The sequence below is a fragment of the Halorhodospira halophila genome, assembly GCF_016653405.1.
GTDB lineage: Bacteria > Pseudomonadota > Gammaproteobacteria > Nitrococcales > Halorhodospiraceae > Halorhodospira > Halorhodospira halophila_A.
Window position 1 is genome coordinate 81131 of sequence record NZ_NHSN01000008.1, and the last position, 24157, is coordinate 105287.

At 67.5% G+C, this 24157-nt stretch carries 28 protein-coding genes; 12 read left to right on the forward strand and 16 right to left on the reverse strand.

The window, feature by feature from the left end; all coding sequences use genetic code 11:
* The 5 genes from CCR79_RS02575 (at nt 1) to CCR79_RS02595 (ending at nt 3064) form a co-directional block, all read left to right on the forward strand.
* Nucleotides 1-444, forward strand: coding sequence for a hypothetical protein (locus CCR79_RS02575; protein ID WP_201168368.1), 444 nt, complete (start codon nt 1-3; stop codon nt 442-444).
* Between the two features lie 166 nt (nt 445-610).
* Nucleotides 611-847, forward strand: a complete 237-nt coding sequence (locus CCR79_RS02580; protein ID WP_201168370.1) for a hypothetical protein — start codon at nt 611-613, stop codon at nt 845-847.
* On the forward strand, nt 844-1686 hold the full coding sequence (locus CCR79_RS02585; protein ID WP_201168372.1) for a thymidylate synthase: 843 nt from the start codon (nt 844-846) through the stop codon (nt 1684-1686). Before CCR79_RS02580 ends, CCR79_RS02585 begins: the two co-directional genes overlap by 4 nt.
* Before the next feature lie 8 nt (nt 1687-1694).
* On the forward strand, nt 1695-1898 hold the full coding sequence (locus CCR79_RS02590) for a hypothetical protein (protein WP_201168374.1): 204 nt from the start codon (nt 1695-1697) through the stop codon (nt 1896-1898).
* The gene (locus tag CCR79_RS02595) at nt 1895-3064 is read left to right on the forward strand and encodes a phage integrase Arm DNA-binding domain-containing protein (RefSeq protein WP_201168376.1); all 1170 of its coding nucleotides are present in this window, start codon (nt 1895-1897) and stop codon (nt 3062-3064) included. The genes CCR79_RS02590 and CCR79_RS02595 overlap by 4 nt, the downstream gene beginning before the upstream one ends.
* Before the next feature lie 241 nt (nt 3065-3305).
* Here the strand turns inward: CCR79_RS02595 and CCR79_RS02600 are convergent, their stop codons facing one another.
* Genes CCR79_RS02600 through CCR79_RS02615 form a run of 4 tightly spaced genes read right to left on the reverse strand, consistent with a single transcriptional unit; the run spans nt 3306 to nt 6443 of the window.
* A complete protein-coding gene (locus tag CCR79_RS02600) occupies nt 3306-3872 on the reverse strand; it encodes a hypothetical protein (RefSeq protein ID WP_201168378.1) in 567 nt (188 codons plus the stop codon).
* 48 nt (nt 3873-3920) lie between these two features.
* Nucleotides 3921-4583 carry a hypothetical protein gene (locus tag CCR79_RS02605; RefSeq protein WP_201168380.1) on the reverse strand — a complete coding sequence of 221 codons (663 nt, stop codon included), beginning with the start codon at nt 4581-4583 and terminating at the stop codon, nt 3921-3923.
* Nucleotides 4580-5176 carry an RNA polymerase sigma factor gene (locus CCR79_RS02610; RefSeq protein WP_201168382.1) on the reverse strand — a complete coding sequence of 199 codons (597 nt, stop codon included), beginning with the start codon at nt 5174-5176 and terminating at the stop codon, nt 4580-4582. Before CCR79_RS02610 ends, CCR79_RS02605 begins: the two co-directional genes overlap by 4 nt.
* A 37-nt stretch (nt 5177-5213) precedes the next feature.
* A complete protein-coding gene (locus tag CCR79_RS02615; protein WP_201168384.1) occupies nt 5214-6443 on the reverse strand; it encodes a tetratricopeptide repeat protein in 1230 nt (409 codons plus the stop codon).
* An 80-nt stretch (nt 6444-6523) separates the two neighbouring features.
* On the opposite strand from CCR79_RS02615, the gene CCR79_RS02620 reads away from it, so the two are divergent.
* From CCR79_RS02620 to CCR79_RS02635, 4 genes are all read left to right on the forward strand, one after another.
* Nucleotides 6524-6796: a hypothetical protein gene (locus tag CCR79_RS02620; RefSeq protein WP_201168385.1), complete on the forward strand. Its 273-nt coding sequence runs from the start codon at nt 6524-6526 to the stop codon at nt 6794-6796.
* Nucleotides 6797-6966: 170 nt separating this feature from the next.
* Nucleotides 6967-7419 carry a DUF3015 family protein gene (locus tag CCR79_RS02625; protein ID WP_201168386.1) on the forward strand — a complete coding sequence of 151 codons (453 nt, stop codon included), beginning with the start codon at nt 6967-6969 and terminating at the stop codon, nt 7417-7419.
* Between the two features lie 75 nt (nt 7420-7494).
* Nucleotides 7495-9435, forward strand: coding sequence for a DUF4105 domain-containing protein (locus CCR79_RS02630; RefSeq protein WP_201168387.1), 1941 nt, complete (start codon nt 7495-7497; stop codon nt 9433-9435).
* Between the two features lie 12 nt (nt 9436-9447).
* Nucleotides 9448-10353 (forward strand): alpha/beta hydrolase, encoded by a 906-nt coding sequence (locus CCR79_RS02635; RefSeq protein WP_201168388.1) that lies wholly within the window; start codon nt 9448-9450, stop codon nt 10351-10353.
* Between the two features lie 34 nt (nt 10354-10387).
* On the opposite strand, the gene CCR79_RS02640 is transcribed toward CCR79_RS02635, so the two are convergent.
* The 5 genes from CCR79_RS02640 to ffh form a co-directional block, all read right to left on the reverse strand.
* Complete coding sequence (locus tag CCR79_RS02640; RefSeq protein ID WP_201168389.1) at nt 10388-11113, reverse strand: TSUP family transporter; 726 nt, start codon at nt 11111-11113, stop codon at nt 10388-10390.
* Nucleotides 11114-11179: 66 nt separating this feature from the next.
* Nucleotides 11180-11557 (reverse strand): H-NS family nucleoid-associated regulatory protein, encoded by a 378-nt coding sequence (locus tag CCR79_RS02645; RefSeq protein WP_201168392.1) that lies wholly within the window; start codon nt 11555-11557, stop codon nt 11180-11182.
* Nucleotides 11558-11709: 152 nt separating this feature from the next.
* The gene (locus CCR79_RS02650) at nt 11710-13170 is read right to left on the reverse strand and encodes an SLC13 family permease (protein WP_201168394.1); all 1461 of its coding nucleotides are present in this window, start codon (nt 13168-13170) and stop codon (nt 11710-11712) included.
* Nucleotides 13167-14792 carry a methyl-accepting chemotaxis protein gene (locus CCR79_RS02655; RefSeq protein ID WP_201168396.1) on the reverse strand — a complete coding sequence of 542 codons (1626 nt, stop codon included), beginning with the start codon at nt 14790-14792 and terminating at the stop codon, nt 13167-13169. The genes CCR79_RS02650 and CCR79_RS02655 overlap by 4 nt, the downstream gene beginning before the upstream one ends.
* 98 nt (nt 14793-14890) lie before the next feature.
* Nucleotides 14891-16294, reverse strand: a complete 1404-nt coding sequence (ffh, locus tag CCR79_RS02660) for a signal recognition particle protein (RefSeq protein ID WP_201168399.1) — start codon at nt 16292-16294, stop codon at nt 14891-14893.
* 142 nt (nt 16295-16436) lie between these two features.
* Here ffh and CCR79_RS02665 point away from each other — a divergent pair, with 142 nt between their 5' ends.
* On the forward strand, nt 16437-17240 hold the full coding sequence (locus tag CCR79_RS02665) for a cytochrome C assembly family protein (protein WP_201168409.1): 804 nt from the start codon (nt 16437-16439) through the stop codon (nt 17238-17240).
* Here CCR79_RS02665 and CCR79_RS02670 read toward each other — a convergent pair.
* From CCR79_RS02670 to dctP (CCR79_RS02680), 3 genes are all read right to left on the reverse strand, one after another.
* Nucleotides 17224-17814, reverse strand: a complete 591-nt coding sequence (locus CCR79_RS02670; RefSeq protein WP_201168411.1) for a thioredoxin family protein — start codon at nt 17812-17814, stop codon at nt 17224-17226. The two genes, CCR79_RS02665 and CCR79_RS02670, sit on opposite strands and share 17 nt — an antisense overlap.
* A gap of 62 nt (nt 17815-17876) precedes the next feature.
* Nucleotides 17877-18902 (reverse strand): TRAP transporter substrate-binding protein DctP, encoded by a 1026-nt coding sequence (gene dctP, locus CCR79_RS02675; protein WP_201168413.1) that lies wholly within the window; start codon nt 18900-18902, stop codon nt 17877-17879.
* 19 nt (nt 18903-18921) lie between these two features.
* Nucleotides 18922-19944, reverse strand: coding sequence for a TRAP transporter substrate-binding protein DctP (dctP, locus tag CCR79_RS02680; RefSeq protein ID WP_201168415.1), 1023 nt, complete (start codon nt 19942-19944; stop codon nt 18922-18924).
* 117 nt (nt 19945-20061) lie between these two features.
* On the opposite strand from dctP (CCR79_RS02680), the gene CCR79_RS02685 reads away from it, so the two are divergent.
* Both CCR79_RS02685 and CCR79_RS02690 read left to right on the forward strand, forming a co-directional pair.
* Nucleotides 20062-20628: a TRAP transporter small permease gene (locus tag CCR79_RS02685; RefSeq protein ID WP_201168417.1), complete on the forward strand. Its 567-nt coding sequence runs from the start codon at nt 20062-20064 to the stop codon at nt 20626-20628.
* Nucleotides 20625-21908 carry a TRAP transporter large permease gene (locus CCR79_RS02690; RefSeq protein WP_201168419.1) on the forward strand — a complete coding sequence of 428 codons (1284 nt, stop codon included), beginning with the start codon at nt 20625-20627 and terminating at the stop codon, nt 21906-21908. Before CCR79_RS02685 ends, CCR79_RS02690 begins: the two co-directional genes overlap by 4 nt.
* A gap of 15 nt (nt 21909-21923) precedes the next feature.
* Here CCR79_RS02690 and CCR79_RS02695 read toward each other — a convergent pair whose 3' ends face one another.
* Genes CCR79_RS02695 through CCR79_RS02710 form a run of 4 tightly spaced genes read right to left on the reverse strand, consistent with a single transcriptional unit; the run spans nt 21924 to nt 24123 of the window.
* Nucleotides 21924-22643: an energy transducer TonB gene (locus tag CCR79_RS02695; protein WP_201168421.1), complete on the reverse strand. Its 720-nt coding sequence runs from the start codon at nt 22641-22643 to the stop codon at nt 21924-21926.
* A 1-nt stretch (nt 22644) separates the two neighbouring features.
* Nucleotides 22645-23049: an ExbD/TolR family protein gene (locus tag CCR79_RS02700; RefSeq protein ID WP_201168424.1), complete on the reverse strand. Its 405-nt coding sequence runs from the start codon at nt 23047-23049 to the stop codon at nt 22645-22647.
* Nucleotides 23046-23450 carry an ExbD/TolR family protein gene (locus CCR79_RS02705; RefSeq protein WP_201168425.1) on the reverse strand — a complete coding sequence of 135 codons (405 nt, stop codon included), beginning with the start codon at nt 23448-23450 and terminating at the stop codon, nt 23046-23048. The genes CCR79_RS02700 and CCR79_RS02705 overlap by 4 nt, the downstream gene beginning before the upstream one ends.
* Entirely contained in the window at nt 23440-24123 is a 684-nt protein-coding gene (locus tag CCR79_RS02710) for a MotA/TolQ/ExbB proton channel family protein (protein ID WP_201168426.1), read from the reverse strand. The genes CCR79_RS02705 and CCR79_RS02710 overlap by 11 nt, the downstream gene beginning before the upstream one ends.
* Nucleotides 24124-24157 lie beyond the last annotated feature (34 nt).

The following is a 24157-nucleotide window of genomic DNA, read 5'->3' on the forward strand; positions in this document are numbered from 1 at the left end:
ATGGCGAAGAAGACCACGGTCGAGATTATCGAGGAGGCCGCTGGCCGGTCGCTGCAGGAGGTGGTGTTCGCAGCTGCTGACGAGGGCCTTACCTGCTCTGAGCTCGCGGCGGGGTACGGGGTCAAGGTCGGGCCGCTGCGAAGTGCCATCAACTGGCGCGGCCTGTCCGGGCTGCTGGCGAACCCGTATGCACCCCGCTTGGACGCCGAGGACGCCGAACTCATTCAGCAGCTGTGGGCCGAGCACCAGAGGCACAAGGCGGAAGCGACCCGCTTAAAGCGTGAGGCCAGGGAAATGCTGGCCCGCGCCGATGACGAGGAGGAGAAGGCCAGGAGCATTAACGCCACGGCGATCGCCGACAAGATGGGCTGCGGCCTCAATATGGTCTACCGGGTCATCAACGGCGACCAAGGCTCGGTCGGCGACAGCGAGGCGGCCGCGTGAAGCCCGGCTGCCACAGCGACCGCACGCCCCGGCGCCGCCTGCCCTACTGGTCGGTGTCGACGGGGTGCGGGGCCTACGCCTCGCCGGAGAACTACCCCGGCCGAGAGCACTGCGAGAGCTGCCGGTGGCGGGAGCGGATCCCGCGGGAGTCGCGGATCCGGTACTGGTGGCGGGAGAAGCGAACGAAAATGACGAGGTGGTTATGAGCGGAAACCCCGGAACAAACAAACTCGATCTTTGCAAAAAACTATACCGGGCTCTGCGCGTTGCCCAGCGTCACATGCCGTCTGAGCACTCAGCTGAACACGGCTCCGATGAATGGCTTGACCGCAAGATGGCAAACCAGGCTGTGAGCGAAGCATTGCGCGAGGCGGGCATGCTCTTAGGGGAAGGCAAGCGATGACCGTGAACGAGCACGAGTACCTGTCCCTGTTGCGGCTCGCCATGGACCGCGGCCACCACAAGGCCGACCGCACTGGCACCGGCACGCTGTCGGTGTTCGGCCACCAGATGCGGTTCGACCTGACAGCCGGGTTCCCGTTGCTGACCACGAAGCGGGTTTTTTGGCGCGGCGTGGTCGAGGAGCTGCTGTGGATGCTCCGCGGCAGCACCGACGCGACCGAGCTGCAGGAGCGCGGCGTGCATATCTGGGACGAGTGGGCCGGCCCGCACGGCGAGCTAGGCCCGGTGTACGGCGCGCAGTGGCGGAACTGGCAGCCCAGCTACATCGAATCCGTCGGCACCCACTCACGCGACGCCGTGGACCAGATCGCCGAGGTGCTGGACAGCCTGGCCACCGACCCGGATTCACGCCGGCACATCGTCAGCGCCTGGAATCCGGGCGAGCTGCACCTTATGCACCTGCCGCCGTGCCACATCCTCGTGCAGTTTTACGTGGCCGACGGGCGGCTCTCCTGCCAGCTCTACCAGCGCAGCGCCGACCTGTTCCTGGGCGTGCCGTTCAACATCGCCTCCTACAGCCTACTCACCCACCTGGTGGCCCGCCACGTGGGCCTGGGCGTGGGCGATTTCATCTGGACCGGAGGCGACTGCCACCTGTACCTGAACCACCTGGAACAGGCCCGCGAGCAGATAAGCCGGGAGCCGCGGGAGGCGCCGAGGCTGCAGTGGCAGACGAGCGAGACCGACCTGTTCAAGCTCGCGCGGATGCGCCAGGAGGACGTGGTGGGGCTGCACGGATATGACCCGCACCCGGCGATCCCGGCGCCTGTCGCGGTGTAGGAGGGGCCATGAGGTTGATCACTGTAGACCAGTTCCGGCAGCGCTACTTCGCTGACGGGTCCCGGCCGGACCGGCGGACCGTCCGATCCTGGATCGAGTCCGGCGAGATCCCGGGGCGCGCAGTGGGCAAGCGCCATTACGTCGACGAGGAGGCCTGGCTGGCCGACTCCGAACATGAGCTCGTCGAGCACGTCTTGAGGGATACCGCATGAGCCCGAGACCACGGAAGCCCGGGAGCCGAGATCTGCCCGCGCACCTCTACGCGAAGCGCCAGCGCGGGAAGACCTACTATCGCTACCGTCACCCGGTCACCGGGAAGTGGTACGGGATGGGCCAGAACAAGGCCAGGGCGGTGAAGGCGGCGCAGATCCTGAACAGTCGCCTGATGGAGCCCATGGACGCCGAGCGGCTGGCGGCATCGGTGACGGCCGAGCGGGAGACCGCCGGCGAGGTGCTGTCGCAGTACCTTGATGAGGTCCTGCCGAAGCAGCGCAACCGGCACGGGCGAACGATCAGCCCGAAGACCCTCGAGGAGCAACAGCGCGCGATCCGTGACGCCGTCCGAGACCTTGGCGCAACGCCCGTCCAGGAGGTCACCCGGCGCCGGATCGGTAAGCACCTCGGCCAGTACCCGGGACGGTCGGCCAATGCGCGGCGCTCGACCCTGCGAAAGGCCTGGGCATGGATCGTCGCCAGCGGCTACCGCGACGACAACCCCGTCGAGGGGACGCTGCGTGCGGATGAGCACGTCCAGCGCCGGCGGCTGACCCTGGAGGAGTTCCGGCGCATCCGGTCGGCTGCCGAGCCCTGGCTGCAGAATGCGCTCGACCTCGCGCTGCAGACGCTCCAGCGCCGCGGGGACTTGGTGCGCATGCGCTTCGACGACATCGCCGATGGCTGCTTGTACGTCCGGCAGCGCAAGACCGCGGGAGAGGAGTCAGCGAACCTCCGGATCCGGATCTCGCCGGAGCTCCAGGAAGTGATCGCCCGGTGCCGGGACGACGTGGTGAGCCCATTCCTGATCCACCGGCCTCCGGCCAAGCGCCGGCGCGAGTACATGGAGAGCCGAGACCATTGGACCCAGGTCGATGAGCGATATCTCACCCGGGCGTTCGCCGCGGTTCGGGACGAACTCGGCATCGCCTCGGATCTGCCCACCGGACAGCGCCCGTCATTGCACGAGGTGCGCGCCCTGGGCGGCCGGCTGTACCGGGAGGCTGGCTGGTCAGAGGAAGCGGTGCAGCGGCTGATGGGCCACTCGTCCGCGGCGATGACGCGGCACTACCTCAGCCGCCATGGCGAGACCTGGGTGGACTGCGAAAGCGGCCTGGATGCGGGTCAAAACCCCGGTTCAGCGCGGGACAAAACTGGTGTGTAAGTGATTGATCCGTATTGCACCGAAACGGCCTCACATGACCTCGCCCACAGACCCCGATTTCCCTTTTGGATCAGCCTCTTACACGGTATCGAAGACCTATATGGGGTGCAGGGGGTCGCAGGTTCAAATCCTGCCGCCCCGACCAAACACCGAAAGGGCCGCGGAACGGGGACGTTCCGCGGCCCTTTTTTGTGGGGAGGCCCCGATTGTTCCAGCACCCCCTCACCGGGCTCCGGCCTGCCTAGTTCGCCGGTGTACCCTCCGGCCGATTGCCTTCCCGGGCTTCTTCGGCCCGCTCCCGGCCCTCACGGGCGTCGTCTTGGACCGAACGGCCCTGCTCCCGGGCCTCTTCAGCCTGCTGGCGTGCCTGCTCAGCCTGTTCCCTAGCGGCTTCACGGGCCTCCTCGCCTCGCTCCTGGCCGGCTGCACGGGCTTGCTCCCCGCGCTCCTGTCCCTGACTGCGGGCCTCCTCGGCGCGTTCCTGGCCGAACTCCCGGCCGCCTTCGCGCGCCTCATTGGCCGTCTCCAGGCCTTCGGCCGCACGCTCCCGGGCCCGGTCGGCCGCCTGCTCCGGCAACTCGATCTCCTGCGCCACCTCCTCCTCGGTCGCGTCGTCGTCGAGCCGGCGCATGGTGGCATCCCGTAGCGTCTCGCCCTCGGACACGGTCTCCCCGGCGTCAGCGGCGACCTCATCCTGGGCCTCGACCTCCTCGGCGGCCACCGGCACGCTCAGCGAGGCGATCAACAGCCCCACCGGCACAAGCAAGTAGCCTAACCGGCGACTCGCGTTTCTCGGCTTGGTCCTCATCGTTGCCTCCTCCTTCAGCTCAACTCGTCCAGTCTTGGGTGACGCATTTCAGGACTCGCGCTCATGTGGTTGGACGAGGGTGACCGGCAGGCGCAGCTCCTGGGACCGACCCTCGTGCTCGATGCGGGTCACCAACTCTCCCTGCTCGACCTCGGCCCCCGGTATACCGCGCACCGGCAGCGTCAGACGGTTGGCGCCCGGTTCCAGATCACCTTCCCAGCTGACCCGTCGCTGCGACGGATGGCCTTCCAGCTCGAATCCCTCAGGAACCTCGACCTGGAACCGTACCCCCTCCAGTCTTCGTTCGGCGTCGATCGCCAACCGGAACTCCTGAACCTCGCCGTTTTCCGGGCCGGTCACCGGCGGATCCGTTTGTGCGGGCCGCCAGTCGTAGAGCGCCAACCCGCCGCCAACGAGGATCCCCACCGCCGCGACACCGGCGACCAGGCGTTGACGCACCGTGGGCACCCCAGAACCGCTCCGCGCCCGCCGCAGTTGCGTCGCCACCCAGCCGGGCGAGACCGCCTCCTGGCCACCGATTTCTGCCAGTTGCCGACGCAGCCGTAGACCGTCCTGGTACCAGGCCCGACAGGCCGGACAGACGGCCAGGTGCGCATAGCACGCCTCGGCCTGTGCACTATCCAGTTCGTCCGCCTCCAGTTCCAGGAGCGCTTCGCGGCAGCCCAGGCAGTCCATCGTTCGCTCCGTCATCGATCGGTCCCCTTGTCCGCCTCACACGCACCGGCCCCGACATCGGTTCCATCCATCAGGACCTGGCGAAGCCGGTCACGGGCCCGCGCCAACCGCGACTTCAGGGTCCCCTTGCCCACCCCGGTGAGCTCGGCCACCTCGTCCAGCGACAACCCCTCGATGTAATGCAGAAGCACGACCTGGCGCTGCGCCTCGGGCAAGGCGCCCAGGGCACGCTGCAACCGCTCGCGCGTCAGCGCCTGCTCGACCAGCTCGGCGGGGCCGTCGCCCGGCTCGGCAAGGGTGTACGGGACGTCCGGATCGTCCTGAGACTGGTCGTCCCAGGGTGGGCGGGCCTGAGTGCGGCGATGGCGATCGATCCATAGGTTGTAAAGCGAACGCGCTAGCCAGGGATAGGGCCGGTCGAGGGCGGCAATCTCGTCACCACGGGGGTAGAGCCTACTCAGCAGTTCCTGGATGAGGTCTTCGGCCTCGGCATCGTCGCCGCAGAGCCGGCGCGCGAAACCGTAGAGGCTACCCAAGTGGTGGCCGATGACGGTCTCGAACGCGCCCCGCCGGCCACGGCGGCTCCAGAGGTTCAATAGCGTACCCATGCCCTCTCCCACGCACGGAACGCCCCAGTGGTTCCGCCTAAAAGCTGCGATCGACCAACAGACTCACCTCGGTGCGCCGCGCGGTGTAGGTCTCCAGCTCACGCTCTTGCCAGTCGATCCGCAGATCGTCGATAGACTCGAACCGCAGCTGCACCCCAAGCCGCCAAGCCCGCCCGGCAGGCTGATGAATAGCCGTCAGATCGAGGCGATAGCGGGTGTCGTCTCGGCGCTGACGATCGTCATCGACCACGTGGCGATCCCGGTACTCGGCATAGACCCACTCCGGACGCACGGTCAGTGACCAGGACGGCACACCCTGCCAGGTCACCCGGGCACCGAGACGCTGACGCAGCGGCGAGTAGCTGATGAAGGCGTTCTCGTCCGACCAGTCGTCGCGGTCGTGATGCTCGATCTGGTAATACGCCATCCAGCGCAGTGCACCGGCCCGATCCTGGAAGCCCAGCCTCAACCGATGCTCCACCCCATCGAGATAGTCCCGGCCATTACCACCTCGGTGGGCGCGCAGGCGGTAGCGCGCCAGGAGCCAGCCCCGACCCGGGCTGTGCCAGCGCCCCTGGAGCTGCCCCTCCGCGCGTCCATCGACGCCGCCGATACCCCGGCTCAGAGCTCCGACACCGAGACCGTAGCCGAGCTGGGAGCGCCGGACGGTCCGTTCCGCCAGCACGTCCAGGGCAACGTCGGTGAAGTCGAAATCCCCCTCGCTGGCGTAGCCACGGTGATAGAGACTGCCCTGGGCCGACACCCCGTCGCCCCGGCTCCCGCGGGCCTGCCACGCGGCGTGACCAAACAGATCGAGGAACGAATCACCGTCGCCGCTGAAGGCCCTGGCGTTATCCAGTGTCAGGTTGGAGTCGTACCCGATCCCGGCCTGCAGATAGCCGGTCAGGGCCGGCCGGCCCTGCTGGAGCTCGTCCAGACGCGTGGCGATCAGCCGCTGGAGGCGCTCGGCGCGCGCCTGCCGCTGCGCCAAGCGCCACCAGTGCTCCGCCGCGGCCCAATCCCCGCGCTGGCGCGCGGCGCGCCCGAGATTGAACGCGGCCAGTGCGCCGAGTTCCGGATCGCCGATGACCGTCGCGAACGCGCGCTCGGCGGCGCGGTAATCACCGGCCTCGTAGAGGGCCACCCCCTGATTGAAGGCCTCGGTCGGGCGCTCCTCCGCCCCAGCCGGCACGCCGACCGCCGCCGCCACGACCAACAGCAGGATCGCGAACACTCGGTCGAAGAACACGCCGCGCCGAAGGCTCAAGTTATCCGCCGCGAAGCCGATAACTCGGTTAGGCCGCAGTGAATCGCGTTTCACGTCCGCTCTCCAGTCAGGACCGATCGATGAGCATTGTCAGTGGTGTCGGCACGGTAGCCGGTCTGTTCGGTGCCTACCAGGGGTACCAGGCACAGCAGCGTGCTCAGGAGACGCGTGAGGATCAGACCAACCTCCTGCGCGAGCAGCTGGAGGTTGCCCACGAGAAAAAGCATGAATATGCCGATGCCCTGCGCGCCGTCGAGAAGGCGCTCGAGCAGGTCAGCGACAACGGCGTCATCGAGCCGGAGCAGCTCGATGCCCTCGAGCGCAAGGGCATCAACATCGACGAGCAGGCCTGAGCGTGATTACCCGCCACAGCTCCCGCCCTGGCACCCCGGTTTTCCGATCGTTTACAGTCGGGTTGCAGTCTTTACTGCACTGTTCTCCGGTGACCCGCCCGGTCGCCGGGTGAGAGTTGGATCGACAGAGGAAGCGATCAACCATGATGAAAAAGTACGTCGCAACTGCCATGTTCGCTGGTGCGCTCGGCATGGCGGGCACTGCTCAGGCTGACAACACCGGCTGCGGGCTCGGTACCGTCCTGTTCGACGGCCAGTCCGGCATGGGACAGGACATCCTGGCGGTGACCACCAACGGCATCTCCTGGAACCAGCACTTCGGCATCACCTCCGGCACCCTGGGCTGCGAGGAAGGCGCCGTCATCACCGCCGAGGCCTCCCAGTTCATGTCCGAGAACATGGACCAAGTGGCCCAGGACGCCTCCAATGGCGGTGGCGAGGCGCTCTCCACGCTCGCCTCCCTGCTGGAGATCGACGAGGCAGATCACGATGCCTTCTTCTCCCACACCCAGAAGAACTTCGGGGAGATCTTCCCGTCCGCCGACGTTACCGCCGGCGAGGCCCTGGAAAACCTCGAAGCCACCATGGCCGGACACGACACCCTGAGCCGTTACACGGCGTAAGGACGTCCGTCCGCTAACCGGCCCCCGGCCCCGGCCGGGGACCGGTTAGCCGGCGCGCCTTCCCGACCCCTGCCCATGACTGAACGCCCGATGCGTCTAGCTCTGGCGCTGTGCTGCGCCGTACTGCTCAGCGGTGTGCTCTGCCTGCCCCGAGCCGTCGCCGCCCCGATCCACGCCGGCGCGCTGGCTGAGATCCTGGAGCTGGCCGACGATCCCCGCTGGTTGCGACTGCTCGGCTATGAGCATCGAGCCTTTCGGACCGGACGCGAGGGGATGGTGCGCACGCCCGGGTTCTATTTCCACGAGCACGGTCACGAAGATCCGCGCGCCGAGCTGCGCGCCACACTGAAGGCGCTGTACGCCCCGGTGGTACCCGGCGCCGAGGACAGCCACGCCGCCTGCCGCTTTCCGGCGCGCCGCCAGCTGCTGGTCGAAGCCCTCGGGCTGGAAGCCCGCGGTTACCCACTGCCCGATCCGGATTGCGCGGCTTACGAGGCCTGGCGCGAACGGATCGCCACTGAGCGCGTCATGCTCATCTTTGCCGACGCTTACATGGGCAATCCCGCCTCCATGTTCGGACATACTCTGCTCCGCCTCGACGGCGAAGAGGACCTGCAGCGGCCGTTGACCGCCTTCGCCGTCAACCACGCAGCACAGACCGGTGAGGATCAGGGCGTCGTCTTTGCCATGCGCGGGGTGCTGGGGAGCTATCCCGGCAGCTACACGGTCATGCCCTATTACTACAAGGTCAACGAGTACACCCAGCTCGAGCAGCGGGACCTCTGGGAGTACGAACTAGACCTGGACGAGGACGCCATAGACCGGCTCCTGAGCCATCTCTGGGAGCTGGATGGGGTGGGTATGCCGTATTATTTCTTCCTGCAGAACTGCTCCTACCGCCTGCTGTCGCTGCTCGAGATCGCCGACCCCACCCTGAGCCTGCGCGATGACTTTCGCTTCTGGGCCATCCCCAGCGATACCATCCGCGCCGTGACCGAAGAACCGGGGCTGTTACGCGATGTTCACTACCGGCCATCCCGGCGACGTACCCTCGATCATATGCTCGCCGGACTGGAGGACGAGCACACCGATTGGGTCCGCGAGCTTGCCCACGGTGACCGTGAGACCAGCGATGAGGCCATCCAGGCCCTCCCGGAAGCGGACCGAGCACGGGTCCTGGAAGCCGCATCGGCCTATCTCGACCAGCTCGCTCACGTTGAGCCCATCGGTGACGAGGGACGCGAACGACGCCACCGGTTGCTCAGCGAACGAGCGCGCACCGACGGCCCCCGTGCCGAACCACCCCCCCGACCCGACCAGCGACCCGACGAGGGCCACCGCACCGGACGGCTCGGTGTGGGAATCGGTTCCCATTCCCGGGTCGGCTACGGTGAGCTGCAGTGGCGCGCCGCTTACCACGATTTACTCGACCCGGCGGCCGGCTACCTCCGCGGCGCCCAGGTCACCTTCCTGGAGGTGATTGCGCGCATGTACGAGAATCGCTCGCCACGCCAGGGACGCAAACCGGACGGTGGGCTTGAGGTTGAACGCCTGACACTGATGGAGCTGCGCTCCATGGAGCCACGCAACCGCACCTTCCCCGGCTGGGCGTGGGGCGGCAAACTCGGCATCGAGCGAATCCGCGCCGATGACGGCCGCCGACCACTGGCCGCCGTGATCGACGCCGATTTCGGTTCGGCGTGGGCCTGGCTGGACGACCGGTTACGCCTCTACGGCGGCGGAGCCGTTACCCTGCGCGCCTCCCGCGGGCTCGGTGATTCGGCAAGACTGGGCGGCGGTCTGCGCGGCGACGCCGTCTACCAGGGAGGTGACTGGCGCGCCCACCTGACCGGCTCCGGCCTCCGCTTCACCGACAACGAGAACGCCTGGACCCTCTCTGCGGAGATCGGCCGCGACCTGGGCGAGCAAACCGCGCTGCGGCTCGGACTGCATCGCGAGGAGGACTTTGGCATACGCAGCGATCGGGTCCAGCTGACCCTTCACCACTACCTGTAGACCGGAGCCACCATGCTGTCGCGAAGCCTGGCCCCGTGTGTCCTGCTGCTGGTAACCCTGGGCCTGGTCGCTGGCTGCCAGCGGGCATTCTTCTTCCCGAGCGAGACCCACTACTGGGACCCCGCTGAAGCCGGTCTGCAGTACGAAGACGTGACCTTCACAGCCGCTGACGGCACCGAGCTGCACGGCTGGTTTCTGCCTGCCCGGACCGACGAGGTCGAGGGCACGGTCATCCACTTCCACGGGAACGCACAGAATGTCAGCACCCACGTGGCCGCGGTCTGGTGGCTGCCCCGCCACGGCTTTCAGGTCTTTACCTTCGACTACCGCGGTTACGGTCACTCGGAGGGATCGCCCAGCTTCTCGGGCGTTCACCAGGACGCCGAGGCCGCGCTGAGCACGCTCATCCAACGCGACGATGTCGACCCCGAGCGTGTGTTGGTGCTCGGCCAAAGCCTTGGGGCGAGCATCGCGATCACCGCCGTCGCGCGGTGGGACGGCGAACCGCCGGCCGGCGTGGTCGCCGAGAGCCCATTCGACAGCTACCGCGGCATCACCCGCGAGAAACTGGGCAACTTCTGGCTGACCTGGCCCCTCCAGCACCCCCTATCCTGGCTGGTCAGTGATGCCTACGCGCCGGTCGATCACATCGCCGAACTGTCTCCCACACCGCTGCTGCTCGTCGTCGCCGGGGACGACCGGACCATCCCGCCGATCCACGGCGAAAGGCTCTACCAGGCGGCCGGATCCCCGCGCCACCTTTGGACCATTGAAGGAGCCACCCACAACGCCCCTCTGGCCGACGACAGGGTCCGCCACCGCCTGCTACAGACCTTCCGGGGCTGGCTGCAGGGGAAGGCAGAGGCTGCCTCCGAAGAACCACAGGGCCCCTGGCGCCGCGATCCGCCACGCCCTTAAAAGCGCGCGCAGGCCGTCGCGAATCCGCCCTGCGCTAACCGGTCGCCAGCGCCTGCACCACCGCCGCCAGGCCGGCCACGGCCGACACGCCGAGCACGGCGCCACGCAGCCAGCGCCGGTCCAGGGCACGAGCCGTGTACCCGGACAGCCAGAAACCAATGGCGATACCGGGTAACAAGCTCAGGCCGAGGAGCAACTCCGTGGCCCCGAAGCGACCGATCCACGCCAGCGCCCCCAGCGAGCCGAACGCTCCGACTACGAACACCGCCGAGAGCGAAGCGCGCAACCGCGCTCCGCTCACCCCCTGATAGGCCAGGGCCAGCGGCGGCCCGCCGATCGAGGTGGCGGTAGCCATAAAACCGGAGAGGGTGCCGCCGGCGAGCAGGCGTCTCCCGGTGGGCCGGGGCGCCCCCGCCACCAGACTCAGCCCTACGGCGAGCAGAACCAGGGTGCCGAAGATTAAAGAAAGGTGGGATTCGTCGACCCGCGCGAGCACCACGCCGGCAAGCCCGGCACCGGAAAGCTGCCCGGGAATGGCCCAGCGGATGCCGGCGACGTCCAGATCGCGACGTTCCCGAATCAAGATCATCAGCGGTGTCACCATGCCGACGACCAGCATCGGCCCGGGCACCAGAACAGGGTCAATCCAGTAGAGAACGGGCGCGCCCAAAAGGGCCACGCCGAAACCGATGGAACCCTGAACGACCGTGCCCACGATCAGCACAAGGGTTGCGAGAACCCACTCACCGAGCTCGATCACGGGCAGCCCTGTCGTCCAGGGTATTCATCCGTGTAATGGTTCTGAAAACCCGCGAAACCGGAGCCTTCAGGCGTCTGGAATACGCAGCTCTTCGATATCCCGGCCCAGCTCTTCTTCCCAGTGGACGACCCACTTCGGCTTGCGGCCGCGGCCGGTCCAGGTGCGATCCGGATCCTCGGGGTGACGGAACTTCGGCGGGACCTTGCCGCCCTTGGAGGCCTTGCTGCCGCCGGTGCCCTTGCTGACGCCCGAGACAATCTCGTCGAGATCCAGCCCGTATTTCTGGGCGACCTGTTTCATTTCCTGCTGGGCCTGCTTGCGGGCCTCTTTCTCGCGGCGCTTCTGCTCTTTCTCGATCATCCGCGAGGCTTTCTCCAGATCCACGAGATCGAGCTCTTCCGCTGCCTGGCGGATCGTTTCGAGGGCTTCATCGCTCGTCGTCATTTTCCGCTTCCTCCACTTGGAATACCGCTGTACAGCGAGAAATTATCGAAAAAGAGAGGAATTGTAAACGGAGAAGGTTCCGCCGGAGGGACAAAAGGATTCCCCCACCGGGTTTTGCCCTGGGAATCCCCCCCTCAAGAATACCCGGCCTGCTAGAAACCGAGGACGCGCGGGGCGAGTAGGAAGGCGGCGAGCGTGGCGACCCCGGCACCGGCGAAGGTCAGCAGTACACCGGCGCGAACCATGTCGGGCACGGTAATGCGGTCGCTGCCGAAGACAATGGCGTTGGGCGGCGTCGCCACCGGCAGCATAAAGGCCGCCGAGGCGGCCAGTGCGACCGGTACGCCGAGCAGCAGCGGATGGATCCCGATGGTCAGCGCCAGCGAGGTCACCAGCGGCAGCAGGGTCGCTGCCGTGGCCGTGTTGCTGGTCACGTGGCTCATCAGCGCCGCCAGCACGGCCACCGAGAGCACAAGCAGCGGCGCCGGCCAGTCGCCCATGCCGCTGAGCAGGGTGGCAATCGCCCCGGCCAGGCCGCTCTCATCGATGGCCACGCCCAGCGCCAGGCCGCCGCCAACCAGCACCAGAACCCCCCACGGCAGCCCCCGGGTATCCTCCCAGTCGAGCAGGAACTTCAGGCGGCGAACATCGGCGGGGACCAGGAACAGGGCCAGGGCGCCGACGAGGGCGATGCCGGCGTCGCTGATCGCCACTGCCCCGGGCAGAATGCTTTCCAGCCATGGACGCATCACCCAGGCCAGGGCGGTGAGCACGAAGACCACGGCCACCCGTCGCTCGGTCCGCTGCATGGGGCCGATCTGCCGACGCTCCTGCTCGATCAGTTCGCCGACGCCGGCGATCGCCTGCCCCGGCAGCGGGAAGGCCCAGCGGGTCAGGACCCACCACGCCAGGACCAGCATGGTGGCGGAGACCGGCACCCCGACCGCCATCCACTGCGCGAAGCCGATCTGCATCTCGAAACGGTCGCCGATGTAGCCGGCCAGAAAGGCATTCGGCGGGGTGCCGATCAGGGTGCCGAGGCCGCCAATATTCGCCCCGAAGGCGATCCCCAGCAGCAGCGCCAGGGTGAAGTGGCGGTCCGTCTTGCCGCTGCTGCTCTCCACTAGGCCGATGACCGACAGGCCGATGGGCAGCATCATCGCGGCGGTGGCGGTGTTGCTAACCCACATGGAGAGCAGCGCCGTGGCCCCCATGAACCCGGCCACCAGGAGGTCGTCCCGCCCCCCTGTGGCCGACAGGATGAGCAGCGCGATGCGTCGGTGCAGCCCCCAACGCTGGATCGCCATGGCGATCAGAAAGCCGCCGAGGAAGAGGAAGATCATCGGGTTGGCGTAGGCGGCCATGGTCTGCTCGGGGCTGGACACCCCGAGCAGCGGCAGCGCCGCGGCCGGCAGCAGGGCGGTCGCGGCAATGGGCAGGGCCTCGCTCACCCACCAGGTGGCCATGAGCACGGTGAGCGCCGCCACGAACCAAGCGTCCTGCCCCAGGCCGGCAGGCGGCCCGGCCAGCAGCATGCCACCGGCGGCCAGCGGGCCGCCGATCAGACCGATCCAGCGTCTGCGCGTTGCGCCCGGGTTCGTGCTCTTGCTCAAACCTTGAATTGCTCGACGAGTTTGCGCAGGTCGCGGGCGAGCACCTCGAGCTCGTCACCGGCCTGCTTGGTCTCCTGGCTCTCCTGGGCGGTGGTCTCCGCCGCGTCGTTGATGGAGGTGACGTTGCGGTTGATCTCCTCGACCACCTGGCTCTGCTCCTCGGCGGCGCTGGCGATCTGGGTATTCACCTCGCTGATGGTGGAGACCGACTCCTGGATGTCGCCAAGCACGGTATCCGCCTCGGAGGCCTGACTGACCGTCTCCTGGGTCTGGGAGTGGCCCTGCTCCATCGCCGCCTGGGCGCTCTTGGTCTCCTCCTGCAGGGCGCTGATCATGTCCTGGATCTGCTGCGTGGACTCGTGGGTGCGCGTGGCCAGCTTGCCCACCTCATCAGCGACCACGGCGAAGCCCCGGCCCTGCTCGCCGGCGCGCGCCGCCTCGATGGCGGCGTTGAGGGCGAGCAGGTTGGTCTGCTCGGCGATCTCGCGGATCAGATCGATCACCGTGCCGATCTGCTCGCTGTCGTCGGCCAGCTTCTGGATCGCCCCGGCGGCGCGGGAGACGTCATCGGCGAGCTGGTTGATACCGCTGACCGTCTGCTGGACCACCTGCTTGCCCCGCTGGGCGGCCTCCTCGCCGCTCTGCGTGGCCTCGGCAGCGTGCTGGGCGTTGCGGGCGACCTCCTGGGCGGTGGAGGTCATCTCGTTCATCGCCGTGGCCACCTGCTCGATCTCCGAGCGCTGACGATCGATCCGATCGTTGCTCCGGTCCGTGACCTCGGAGACCTGCTGCGCCGAGCGATCGAGCCGCTCGGCCATGTCCACCACCCGGGCGATCAGGTCGTGGAAGACGGCCATGGAACGGTTGAAGGCGTTGGCCGCCTGGCCGATCTCGTCGCCGCTGTGGACATCGAGCCGGCGGGTCAGGTCGCCTCCGCCGCTGGCGATGGCGTTCAGGTTCTCGGTCATATCGTTGATCGGCCGCGTGACCGAGCGCTGGATGAACAGGTAGACCACCAGCAGGAACGGCAGGCTGAGCAGCACGGCGATCCCGAAGATGGTCGTGCCGAAACCGATCACTGCCTGGTTCACATCCTCCAGGGAGATCTCCATGGTCACGGCGCCGAGGACCTCGCCCTCGTTGTCCGGGCCGTGGCACTGGACGCAGGACTTCCCCAGAAAGTCTGTCTCGTTGAAGTTGGGGATGACCGCGCGCAGGGCCTGCCCGCCGTCGATCTGGGCGATGTAGGGCTCGCCGGTCTCCAGCACCCGCTCCTCGATCTCGTCCCGCGGCTGCTCGCCCTCCTCGCCGGGGCCGTACCACGCCTCGGTGAGTTCTGCGCGCAGCACCCGCAGTCCGGAGACATTGGGCAGCTCCTCGATCTGGTCCAGGAACTCGTGGCGCTGGTCCATGGTGTTGGTCCACATCATGGCAGTGAGACCGGCCATGGTCATCTGGTTCATCGTGTCCGTGAACTCGATGGCCTGGTCCACCGCCACATTGCGCTGTTCCCACGCCGCGTACACGATCATGCTCGTCCAGGCCAGGACCAGCATCAGCCAGATACCGACGAGCAGGCGGATCCAGATGCGGACGTCGTGGATGCGGCGCAGCAGCTTCATGGTGATCTCCTGTTGCAACCGGCCGGATGGCGCGGCCCTGCCCGGGTTATCGGCGCGAATCTAACAGACCTTATGGGGGTTCACGCCGCGCGTGCGCCCTAGCGCCCCATCCCCGGCGGCAGTCCACCGGGACCGGCCGGGCCGCCCGGCCCGCCGGAGCCACCACCCATGAGCTGCTGGAACATCCGCTGCGCACCACCCTTTTTCTTCACCTGCTTCATCATCTTCTGCATCTGCTTGAACTGCTTGAGCAGGCGATTGAGGTCCTGGACCTGGACTCCAGAGCCGGTGGCGATCCGCTTCTTGCGCGAGCCGTTGATGATATCCGGCTTGGCGCGCTCGGCCGGGGTCATGGAGTTGATCATGGCCAGCTGACGGCGGACGATGCGGTCATCGAGCTGGTCCTTGACCTTGTCGAACTGCTTGCCCATGCCCGGCATCTTGTCCATCACCCCGCCGAGGCCGCCGAGCTTATCGATCTGCTGCATCTGCTCCTTGAAGTCGTTGAGATCGAACCCCTTGCCGCCCTTCTTGAGCTTCTTCTCAAGCTTCTTGGCCTTCTCCTGGTCAACGCTGCGCTCGACCTCCTCGACCAGGCTGACCACGTCGCCCTTGCCGAGGATCCGCGAGGCGACCCGCTCGGGATGGAAAGGCTCAAGGGCGTCGGTCTTCTCGCCGATGCCGAGGAACTTGATCGGCGCGCCCGTGACGTGGCGGACCGACAGCGCGGCACCACCGCGGGCGTCACCGTCGGTCTTGGTCAGCACCACGCCGGTCAGGGGCAGGGCCTCGCCGAAGGCCTGGGCCGTCTTGGCCGCATCCTGACCGGTCATGGCGTCGACCACGAAGAGGGTCTCGGCCGGGGTCACCGCCTTATGCAGGCGCTTGACCTCGTCCATCATCGCCTCGTCGACGGTCAGCCGGCCGGCGGTATCGACGAGGAGCACGTCGTAGTAGTGGCGCTTGGCGTGGTCGATCGCGTCCCTGGCGATCCGCTCGGGCTTGTCGCCAGAGCTTGACGGGAAGAAGTCCACTTCGACCTGGCCGGCGAGGGTCTCGAGCTGGTCGATGGCCGCCGGCCGGTAGACGTCGCAGCTGACCACCAGGACCTTCTTCTTCTCACGCTCGCGCAGGTAACGGGCCAGCTTGCCGATGGAGGTGGTCTTGCCCGAACCCTGCAGGCCGGCGACCAGTACCACCGCCGGCGGCTGAACATTGAGGTTGAGCGGCACCGCCTCCTCGCCCATGACGCGGACCAGCTCGTCCTGGACGATCTTGATGAAGGCCTGCCCCGGGGTCAGGCTCTTGGCCACCTCGGCACCCTCGGCGCGCTTCTTGACCTCTTCGGTAAAGCTGCGCACCACTGGCAGGGCCACGTCGGCCTCGAGCAGCGCCTTGCGCACCTCACGGACGGTCTCCTGGATGTTTTCATCGGTGATCCGGCCCCGCCCGCTCATGCGCTGCGTGACGGAGTCGAAGCGTCCGGTGAGATTCTCAAACATGGTCCGGCCTATTCGTTCGGCAACCTGAAAACGGGCCGTATTATACGGGTCCGCCGCGCCCGCGTGCGAATCCAATGTACCGTCGCGGCTTGTCGCAGGGTGGTTCCCGGGTGGCACGGTTTATGCCATCATCCCGTGCATTATGGTTATCACTGCCCTGACCCTCGTCACCGTCCTGCTCTATCTGGCCGCCACGGTCGCCCTCGGCGCACGGCTGCTGCTGCACGAGGAACGCAGCCCGGCGCGCTCGACCGCGCTGGCGTTGGCCGCCGCGGCGGTCGGCACGCACGTGGTCGTGGTCGGTGACACCACCTGGGTGGACGACGGGCTGAACCTGAGCATCTTCAGCGCCCTGTCGCTGGTCTCCTGGATCACCAGCACCGGGCTGGTCATCGTCAGCCTGCGCCAGCGGGTCGAGCATCTGGGCATCCTGCTCTGGCCGCTTTCGGCCATGGCGGTCATGCTGACCCTGTTCGCGGCCCCGGAGGCCACCCTGGATCGCGAGCTGGCGGTACAGATCCACATCGTGATCTCCATGACCGCTTACGCCACCCTACTGGCGGCGGTGCTGCAGGCGCTGATCCTCGGCGCCCTCGACTATCGGCTGCGCCACCGGCGGGCCACCGGATTCGTGCGGCAGCTGCCGGCGCTGCGCACCATGGAGAAGCAGCTGTTCTGGCTGATTACCGTGGGCTTTGTCGCGCTGACCGTGGCCCTCGGTTCCGGTTTTCTGTTCTTCCTGGATCGGCTCCTTGAGGGGATAATGATCCACAAGACCTCGCTGTCCATGGCCTCGTGGTTGGCCTTCGCCACACTGCTGATCGGCCATGCCGTGTGGGGGTGGCGAGGACAGACGGCGATCCGCTGGACCCTCGTCGGTTTCCTCGCCCTGATGTTCGGCTACTTCGGCAGTAAGTTCGTACTGGAGCTCATCCTCCAGCAGTGAAGTAGTCGGGCTCATTGCCCTCGCGCCACTTGATGTTGCAGCCGATGCTCGGGTACTGCGGGTCGGGCGGCGCCTCGCCCTGCAACAGCGCATCCACCGCCCCGCGCAGGTCGGCCCCGGTGATCGGACGGTCGTTGCGCGGCGTGCTGTCGTCAAACCGCCCCCGGTAGAAGAGCTTCAGTTCAGCATCGAAGAGGTAGAAATCCGGCGTGCAGGCAGCCCGGTAGGCCTTGGCCACGGACTGATCCGGATCGAACAGATAAGGGAACGTGTACCCGGCAGCCGCCTTCTCCTCGGCCATGCGCTCAGGGCCGTCGTCGGGATGGGTCTCGGGGCTGTTGGCGCTGATCGCCGCCACCGCGATCCCGCGCTCCTGGCACTCCCGGCCGAAATGGGCCAGGTGGTCGCGCAGGTGCTTGACGAACGGGCAGTGGTTGCAGATGAAGGCGATCAGCACCCCTTCGCCGCCGGCCAGATCCCCGTGCAGGGAGACGCTGCGGCCGTCGGTATCGGCAAGGGTGAAGTCCGGAGCCGGGGTGCCGATGGGCAGCATGGTGGATTCGGTGCGTACCATCCTGGTTCTCCTCCTGGCGTACTGCTTGAGGGGGTGGGTCTTCGGTGCGCCGCGACGGGGGCTCAGTCTCCGCCGTGCTCCGCCTCGGCGCGCTCGAGGGCATCGAGCAACCGGGCGAGGATCCGCTCGGCGTCCGGCCCGCCTCGCGCCGTATAGAGCGCCCGCAAGGGGCGGGCCGGATCGGCGAGGGCCTCGCGCTCGGCTGCGTCGAGTTCCTCCACGGCAATATCCTCCGCCTGCCGGATCTGTGCAAGCCGTTGTTCGTTGAGCGCCTGCTGCATCTCATGGGCCCAGTCCACCAGCTCCTCGCCGATCTCGCGCAGCATTCGGCGCTGGCCGCGCGACAGGCGCTGGTAGAAGATATCGCTGGCGACGAAGGCGGATACGTGGGGCGCAGCCCGGGGCGCCGTCCAGTGACGGGTGTGCTCGTAGAGCCCGAGGGCGTCGAGGATATAGATCGGCTGCGCGGTGGCGTCTACCCGGCCATCGGCCAGGGCCGCATGGAGTTCGCCGTATTCGACGTGCTCGGCCTGCGCCCCGTAGGCACGGTAGCTCTCGCGCAGCAGCGGGCTGTCGGCCACCCCCAGGCGCACGTCGCGGAAATCAGCCGGGGCACGCAGCGGCCGGTCCGCGGCCCACACCCGCCAGCCGGTGGGCACCAGCGCCAGCGGGCGCAGCCGCGCGTCTCGGTAAGCGCCCTGCAGCGCGTCGCTATGCAGCAGTTCAGGATCGTTGAGCGCCCGGGCGTTGACGTAGGCGTCGTCGCTGTAAATGAAGTGCAGGCCGAAGACCTGACTCTCGGGGACCGCCCCGGCCAGATCGCCGGAACCGAAGGCGAAGTGCACCGCGTTGCGGCGCACCTGCTGATGGACCGTTTCGGTATCGCCGATGGCGCCGTACGGGTAGATCCGCACCTCCACGGCGCCGTCGGTGCGCTCCTCAACCTCCTCGGCGAAGCGGGCGGCGTACTCGTACTGCACGCCGCCCGCCTTCTCCTCCAGGGCGATTCGCCACTGCTCCGGGGGCTCGTCGCCACAGCCCGCCGCCAGGGCGGCGGCGACAACGATGGCGCTCAGGCGGTGGCGCATGCCCCGGCTCCTGCCGCCGTCAGGAGTCGCCGTAGGCGCCCTCGGCCTGCTCGACCGCCTCGAGCAGCCGCTCCAGTGCCTGCTCGCCGCGGGCGCCGACCTCGTCGATATACGTCTCTCGGGTGGGTAGGGCGCGCTCGCGGAAGGCGGCACGCTCATCCTCGTCCAGGGCAATGACCTGGATGTCCGAGCCAGCCTTCATGTCGGCCAGGCGCTCGTCATTGACCGCCTGCTGCATGTCGTGGGCCCAGTCCACCATGTCGGCGGTGATCTCGCGGATCATCTCCTGTCGCTCGGCCGGTAACCCGTCAAAGAACCGGGAACTGGCCATGAAGCCGGCGATAAACTGCGCCTGACGCGCCTCGATGAAGTAGTCCTGGACCTCGTAGAAGCCCATCTCCTGGTGTGCGAAGTACGGCTGGATGTTGCCGTCGATCACGCCCTGCTCCAGCCCGCCGTAAACCTCGCCGTAGGCCATGGGCGTTGGGTCGGCGCCGTACTGGCGGTAGGTCTCGCGCAGCAGGCGATTGTCCATGGTGCGGATCTGCACCCCGTCGAAATCCTCGGGGGTGCGGATCGGCTCATTGGCGCTCCACACCTGCCAGCCCTCGGGCAGGACCGAGACCAACTCCATGCCCCGCTCGCCGAAGGCCTGCTGGACCGGATCGCTGCGTAGGAAGTGGGGATCGTTCAGCGCGCGGGTATTCACGTACTCGTCATCGCTGAGGATGAAGTTGACGCTAAACAACTGACTCTCCGGTACGGTCCCGCCCAACGCCCCGGAGCCGAAAGCGAACTGCACAACGTTGGCCTGCAGCTGCTCGTAGATATCCTCCATCTCGCCGATGGTGCCGTAGGGGAACAGATCGACCTGTACCTCACCGTCAGTGCGCGCCTCCACCTCCTCGGCGAAGCGCTCGGCGTACTGGTACTGGATGCTGCCCTCCACCTCCTCTAGGGCGATCCGCCACTGATCGGCGTGGGCGGCTCCGGCGAAGGCGACGCTGCCAAGCAGCACGGTGGCGATGGCGTAACGGTGCATGGGGATGATCTCCCGTCAGCATGGTGATCGCCCCGAACCCTAGCACAAGCCGCTGCACTGTACGCATCCCCCCGAGGTTCGATATGTTCACCTCAACGATTCGGTTGGGATCCCCGCATGGGCACACGGAAGCGGACCTGGCTCGAGCGGCTCGACGGCGGTATCGCCCGTGTCGAGGCGTTCCTGCTCGCCGGCGGCGTCCTGCTGCTGGCGGGCCTCTCCATAGCTAATACCCTCTCGCGCAACCTCACCGGCAACACCGTGCCGGGCACCTTCGAACTCACCGAGATCCTCATGATCTGGATCACCTTCGGCGGGCTCGCCTACGGCGTGCGCCGAGCGCGGCACATCTGCATGAATGCCGTCTACGACCAGCTGCGCGGCCTGGCGCGCAAGGGGCTGCTGGTCTTCACCCATGTGGGCACCGCCGGGCTGCTGTTCTACATGGCGTGGCACGCCGGCCACTACGTCTGGGAGGTCCACCAGGGCGGGCGCACCAGCACGGCGCTGGGCATCCCCATGGGGCTGGCCTATTCGATCGTACCCGTGGGCCTGTTCGCCGGCGGCGTGCAGTACGCCCTCAGCGCCTGGAAAAACCTCACCCGCCGGGCGATCTACCGCTCCTACAGCGAGCGCGAGGCCTACGAGTCCGGCGAGGATCCGGCCGGGGATGCGCGACTATGACAGCGCTGGTGATCACGGCGATGCTGCTCCTGCTGCTGCTCGGCTTCCCGCTGATGGTGCCACTGCTCGCCGGCGCACTGCTGATCATCCTCATCGAGCTGCCGTTTATCGGCGCCGACGCCCTGATCCGGCAGATGATTACCGGGATCCAGCCCGTGGTGCTCTCGGCGGTGCCGCTATTTATCCTCGCCGCCGACATCATGACCCGGGGGCGCACCGCCAACACCCTGCTCGACCTAGTGGCGACGACCATCGGCCACATCCGCGGCGGCCTGCCCATCACCACGGCGCTCAGCTGCGCGCTCTTTGGCGCCGTCTCGGGCTCGACCCAGGCCACCGTGGTGGCCATGGGCACGCCGCTGCGCCCGCGCCTGCAGCAGGCGGGGTACAAGGACAGCTTCAACCTGGCGCTGATCGTCAACGCCAGCGACGTGGCGCTACTGATCCCGCCGAGCATCGGCATGATCATCTACGGCGTGGTGGCCCAGACCTCGCCGGCGCAGCTGTTCATCGCCGGTATCGGCCCTGGGCTGCTGATCCTGTTGCTGATCAGCCTGTGGTGCTACATCTACACTCGCTGGCAGGGGATCGGGGGCGCCGAACGGGCCGGCTGGGGAGCGCGCGGCCGCGCCCTGCTGCGCGCGCTGCCGGCGCTGGGCTTCCCGGTGATCATCGTCGGCGGCATCTACAGCGGCGTCTTTACGCCCACCGAGGCGGCGGCCATCTCGGTGCTCTACGCCGCCATCCTCGAGTTCGGGGTCTACCGCAGCCTGGGCGGGCGGGATCTACTGGAAGTGGCCCGCTCCACGGGGCTGATCACGGCAGTGGTCTTCATCCTGGTCGGCGCCGGGCAGGCCTTCGCCTACAGCATTTCGTTCGCGCAGATCCCCCAAGAACTCGTGGGACCGCTGATCGATGCCGTGGCCCACGACCCGACCCTTGCGCTGCTAGCCATTGCGCTGATCTATTTCATCGGCTGCATGTTCGTCGACCCGATCGTGGTGATCCTAGTCTTCACACCGATCCTGGCACCGCTGGTCGAAGCCGCTCAGCTCGACCCGGTCCTGGTGGGTACGCTGGTGGTCCTGCAGGCAGCCATCGGTTCGGCAACCCCGCCCTTCGGGGTCGACCTGTTCACCGCCATCGCCGTCTTCCGACGGCCGTACCTGGAGGTGATCCGCGGCACGCCGCCGTTCATCGCCATCATGATCCTGGCCACGCTGCTGGTGATCTTCTTCCCTGAGATCGCCCTGTTCCTGCGCGACCTCGCTTTCGATTAAGGCGTCGCAAGGGCTTCAGCGCAGCCGGAAGTCGATGGTCACATTCAGCTCCAGGCGCTCGAAGGACTCGTCTTCGGGGATCTCGGGCATCCGCACCGACTGGATCATGCGCTCGACCTCTTCATCGAAGAGTTCGTGCTCTGACGGCTCGGCGATCTCCCACTCGAGGACGTTGCCGTCGGCATCGAGAACGAAGGTCAACCCCACCGTGCCTTCCAGGCGCCGGCGCTCGGCCGAACGGGGATAGCGCTGCTCCGACTGCAGGGCGCGGTGGACATCGGCCAGGAAAGAGTCCGAAACGTCCGATTCGGTGCCGACCTCCGCCTCCTGCGGCGGCCCCTCGTCGGGGTCATCGTCCTCTTCCTCCACCTCGTCCTCTTCCGGCTTGGGCTCCGGTTCGGGGTCCGGTTCGGGTTCGGGTTCGGGTTCCGGCTCGGGTTCCGGTTCCGGCTCGGGCTCCGGCTCGGGTTCCGGTTCCGGTTCCGGTTCCGGCTCCGGCTCGGGTTCCGGCTCGGGCTCCGGCTCCTCAGGCTCCGGTTCGTCCTCTTCCGGCTCTTCGACCACCTCCTCCTCCGGCTGCGGCGGGGCGGCGGAGAGCTGCACCTCCACCCCTTCCGGGGCATGGCGCTCCTCGATCTGCTCTTCGGCGTCCCGGGGCACCCAGGCCAGGATGGCGGCGTGCGCGCCGAAGGCCACAGTGCCCGCAACCACCCAGTGGATCCAGCGCGGCTCCATCTCAGTGCTCCCGCCGGGTCATCAGCTGCATCCGCTCGGCCCCGACCTCGCGCAGGTCGTCCATGACGTCGAGAAGCCGTGCCGAATCGGCATCGGCGTCGGCCTTGACCTCCACCGGGCGCTCGGGCGCCTCTGCCAGCGCAACCTTCAGCCGCTCGCGGAGCTGCTCGCGATCATCGACGACGTCCTGATCCACGGCCATCTGCCCCTCGGCGTCAATCAACACCCGCAGGGGATCTCCCGCCAGCTCCGCCCCCCGCTCGCTCTCCGCCGGATCCACGGAAAGCGGCGAGTGCGGCTCAAGCGTTCCGGCCACCATGAAGAAGATCAACAACAGGAAGACGATGTTGATCATCGGGATGACGTTCTCTTCCGGCTCTCGGCGCGGCGGCTCGGGCAGCTTCATTCCGGTGCCTCCTCACGCAGTACGCCGACATCCTCCAGCCCGGCGGCCGCAGCACTGTCCAGGGCAAGGATCACGGCCCGCACCGGTGCCCCTGCGGCCGGAATGACCAAAAGCCGGCGTTCGGCGTCATCCCTACCGACCTCCTCAAGGCGGCTGCGCAGGGCATCCGGGCCCACCGACTCGTCCCCCAGGCGGTATCCGTCGTTGGTGACGTAGAGCCGCAGCGGCTCCTCGTCCTGCGCTTCCTCGGCGGCCCCGTCGGCCGGCGCATCGACCCCGAAGGCCTGCCACTCGACGAAGGTCGAGGCGAGCATGAAGAAGATCAGCAGGATAAAGACGACGTCGATCAGCGGCGTCAGGCTCACCAGCCGCCGGCGGCGCGGCGCCTCCTCAATCCGCATGGCGCAGCGGCGGCGGCGCCGTGGTAAAGACCTGGGTGACCGAATCCTCGACACGGTGACGGAAGCGCTCGACGATGCGCTCGAGCCAGGTGAGCGCGGCCACCGCGGGGATCGCCAGCGCCAGCCCGGCTGCCGTGGTCAGCAGGGCCTCCCAGATGCCGCCGGAAAGCATGGAGGGATCCACCTGACTACCGGCTGCCTCCAGTTGGCGGAACGCCTCGATCATGCCGAGCACGGTGCCGAGCAGCCCCAGCAGCGGGCTGAGCACCCCGATGGCCTCCAACCCGCGCAGGTAGGCGCGCAGCTGTTCCAGCCGACCGCTGGCCAGCCGTGTCACCTCTTCGCGGATCCGTTCCTGGTCATCGGGCGACTCCAGCCGTCCGCGCATGGCCACGGCCAACGGCTCGGCACCCAGGTGCTTGCTCGCCTCCAGCCGCTGCAGGGCCTCCTGGGTCTGTCCGGCCCGCCAGGCGGCCAGTGCCTCGTTGAGCGTGCGCCGGTCGTAGAGCCGCGCCGCCGTGAACTGCCAGAGCTTGATCAGGATCAGGGCCAGGGTGAACACCGACAGGATGGCCAACAGGGTCAGCACGGGCCCGCCGTCGTCGAGGAGGGCCATCAGCCGCTCGATCAGGCTCCCGTCGGCGAAGGGGCCGGCCGTGTCGCTCTCACTCATGGGGCATTACTCGTGGGGGTTGTCGATAACCGGG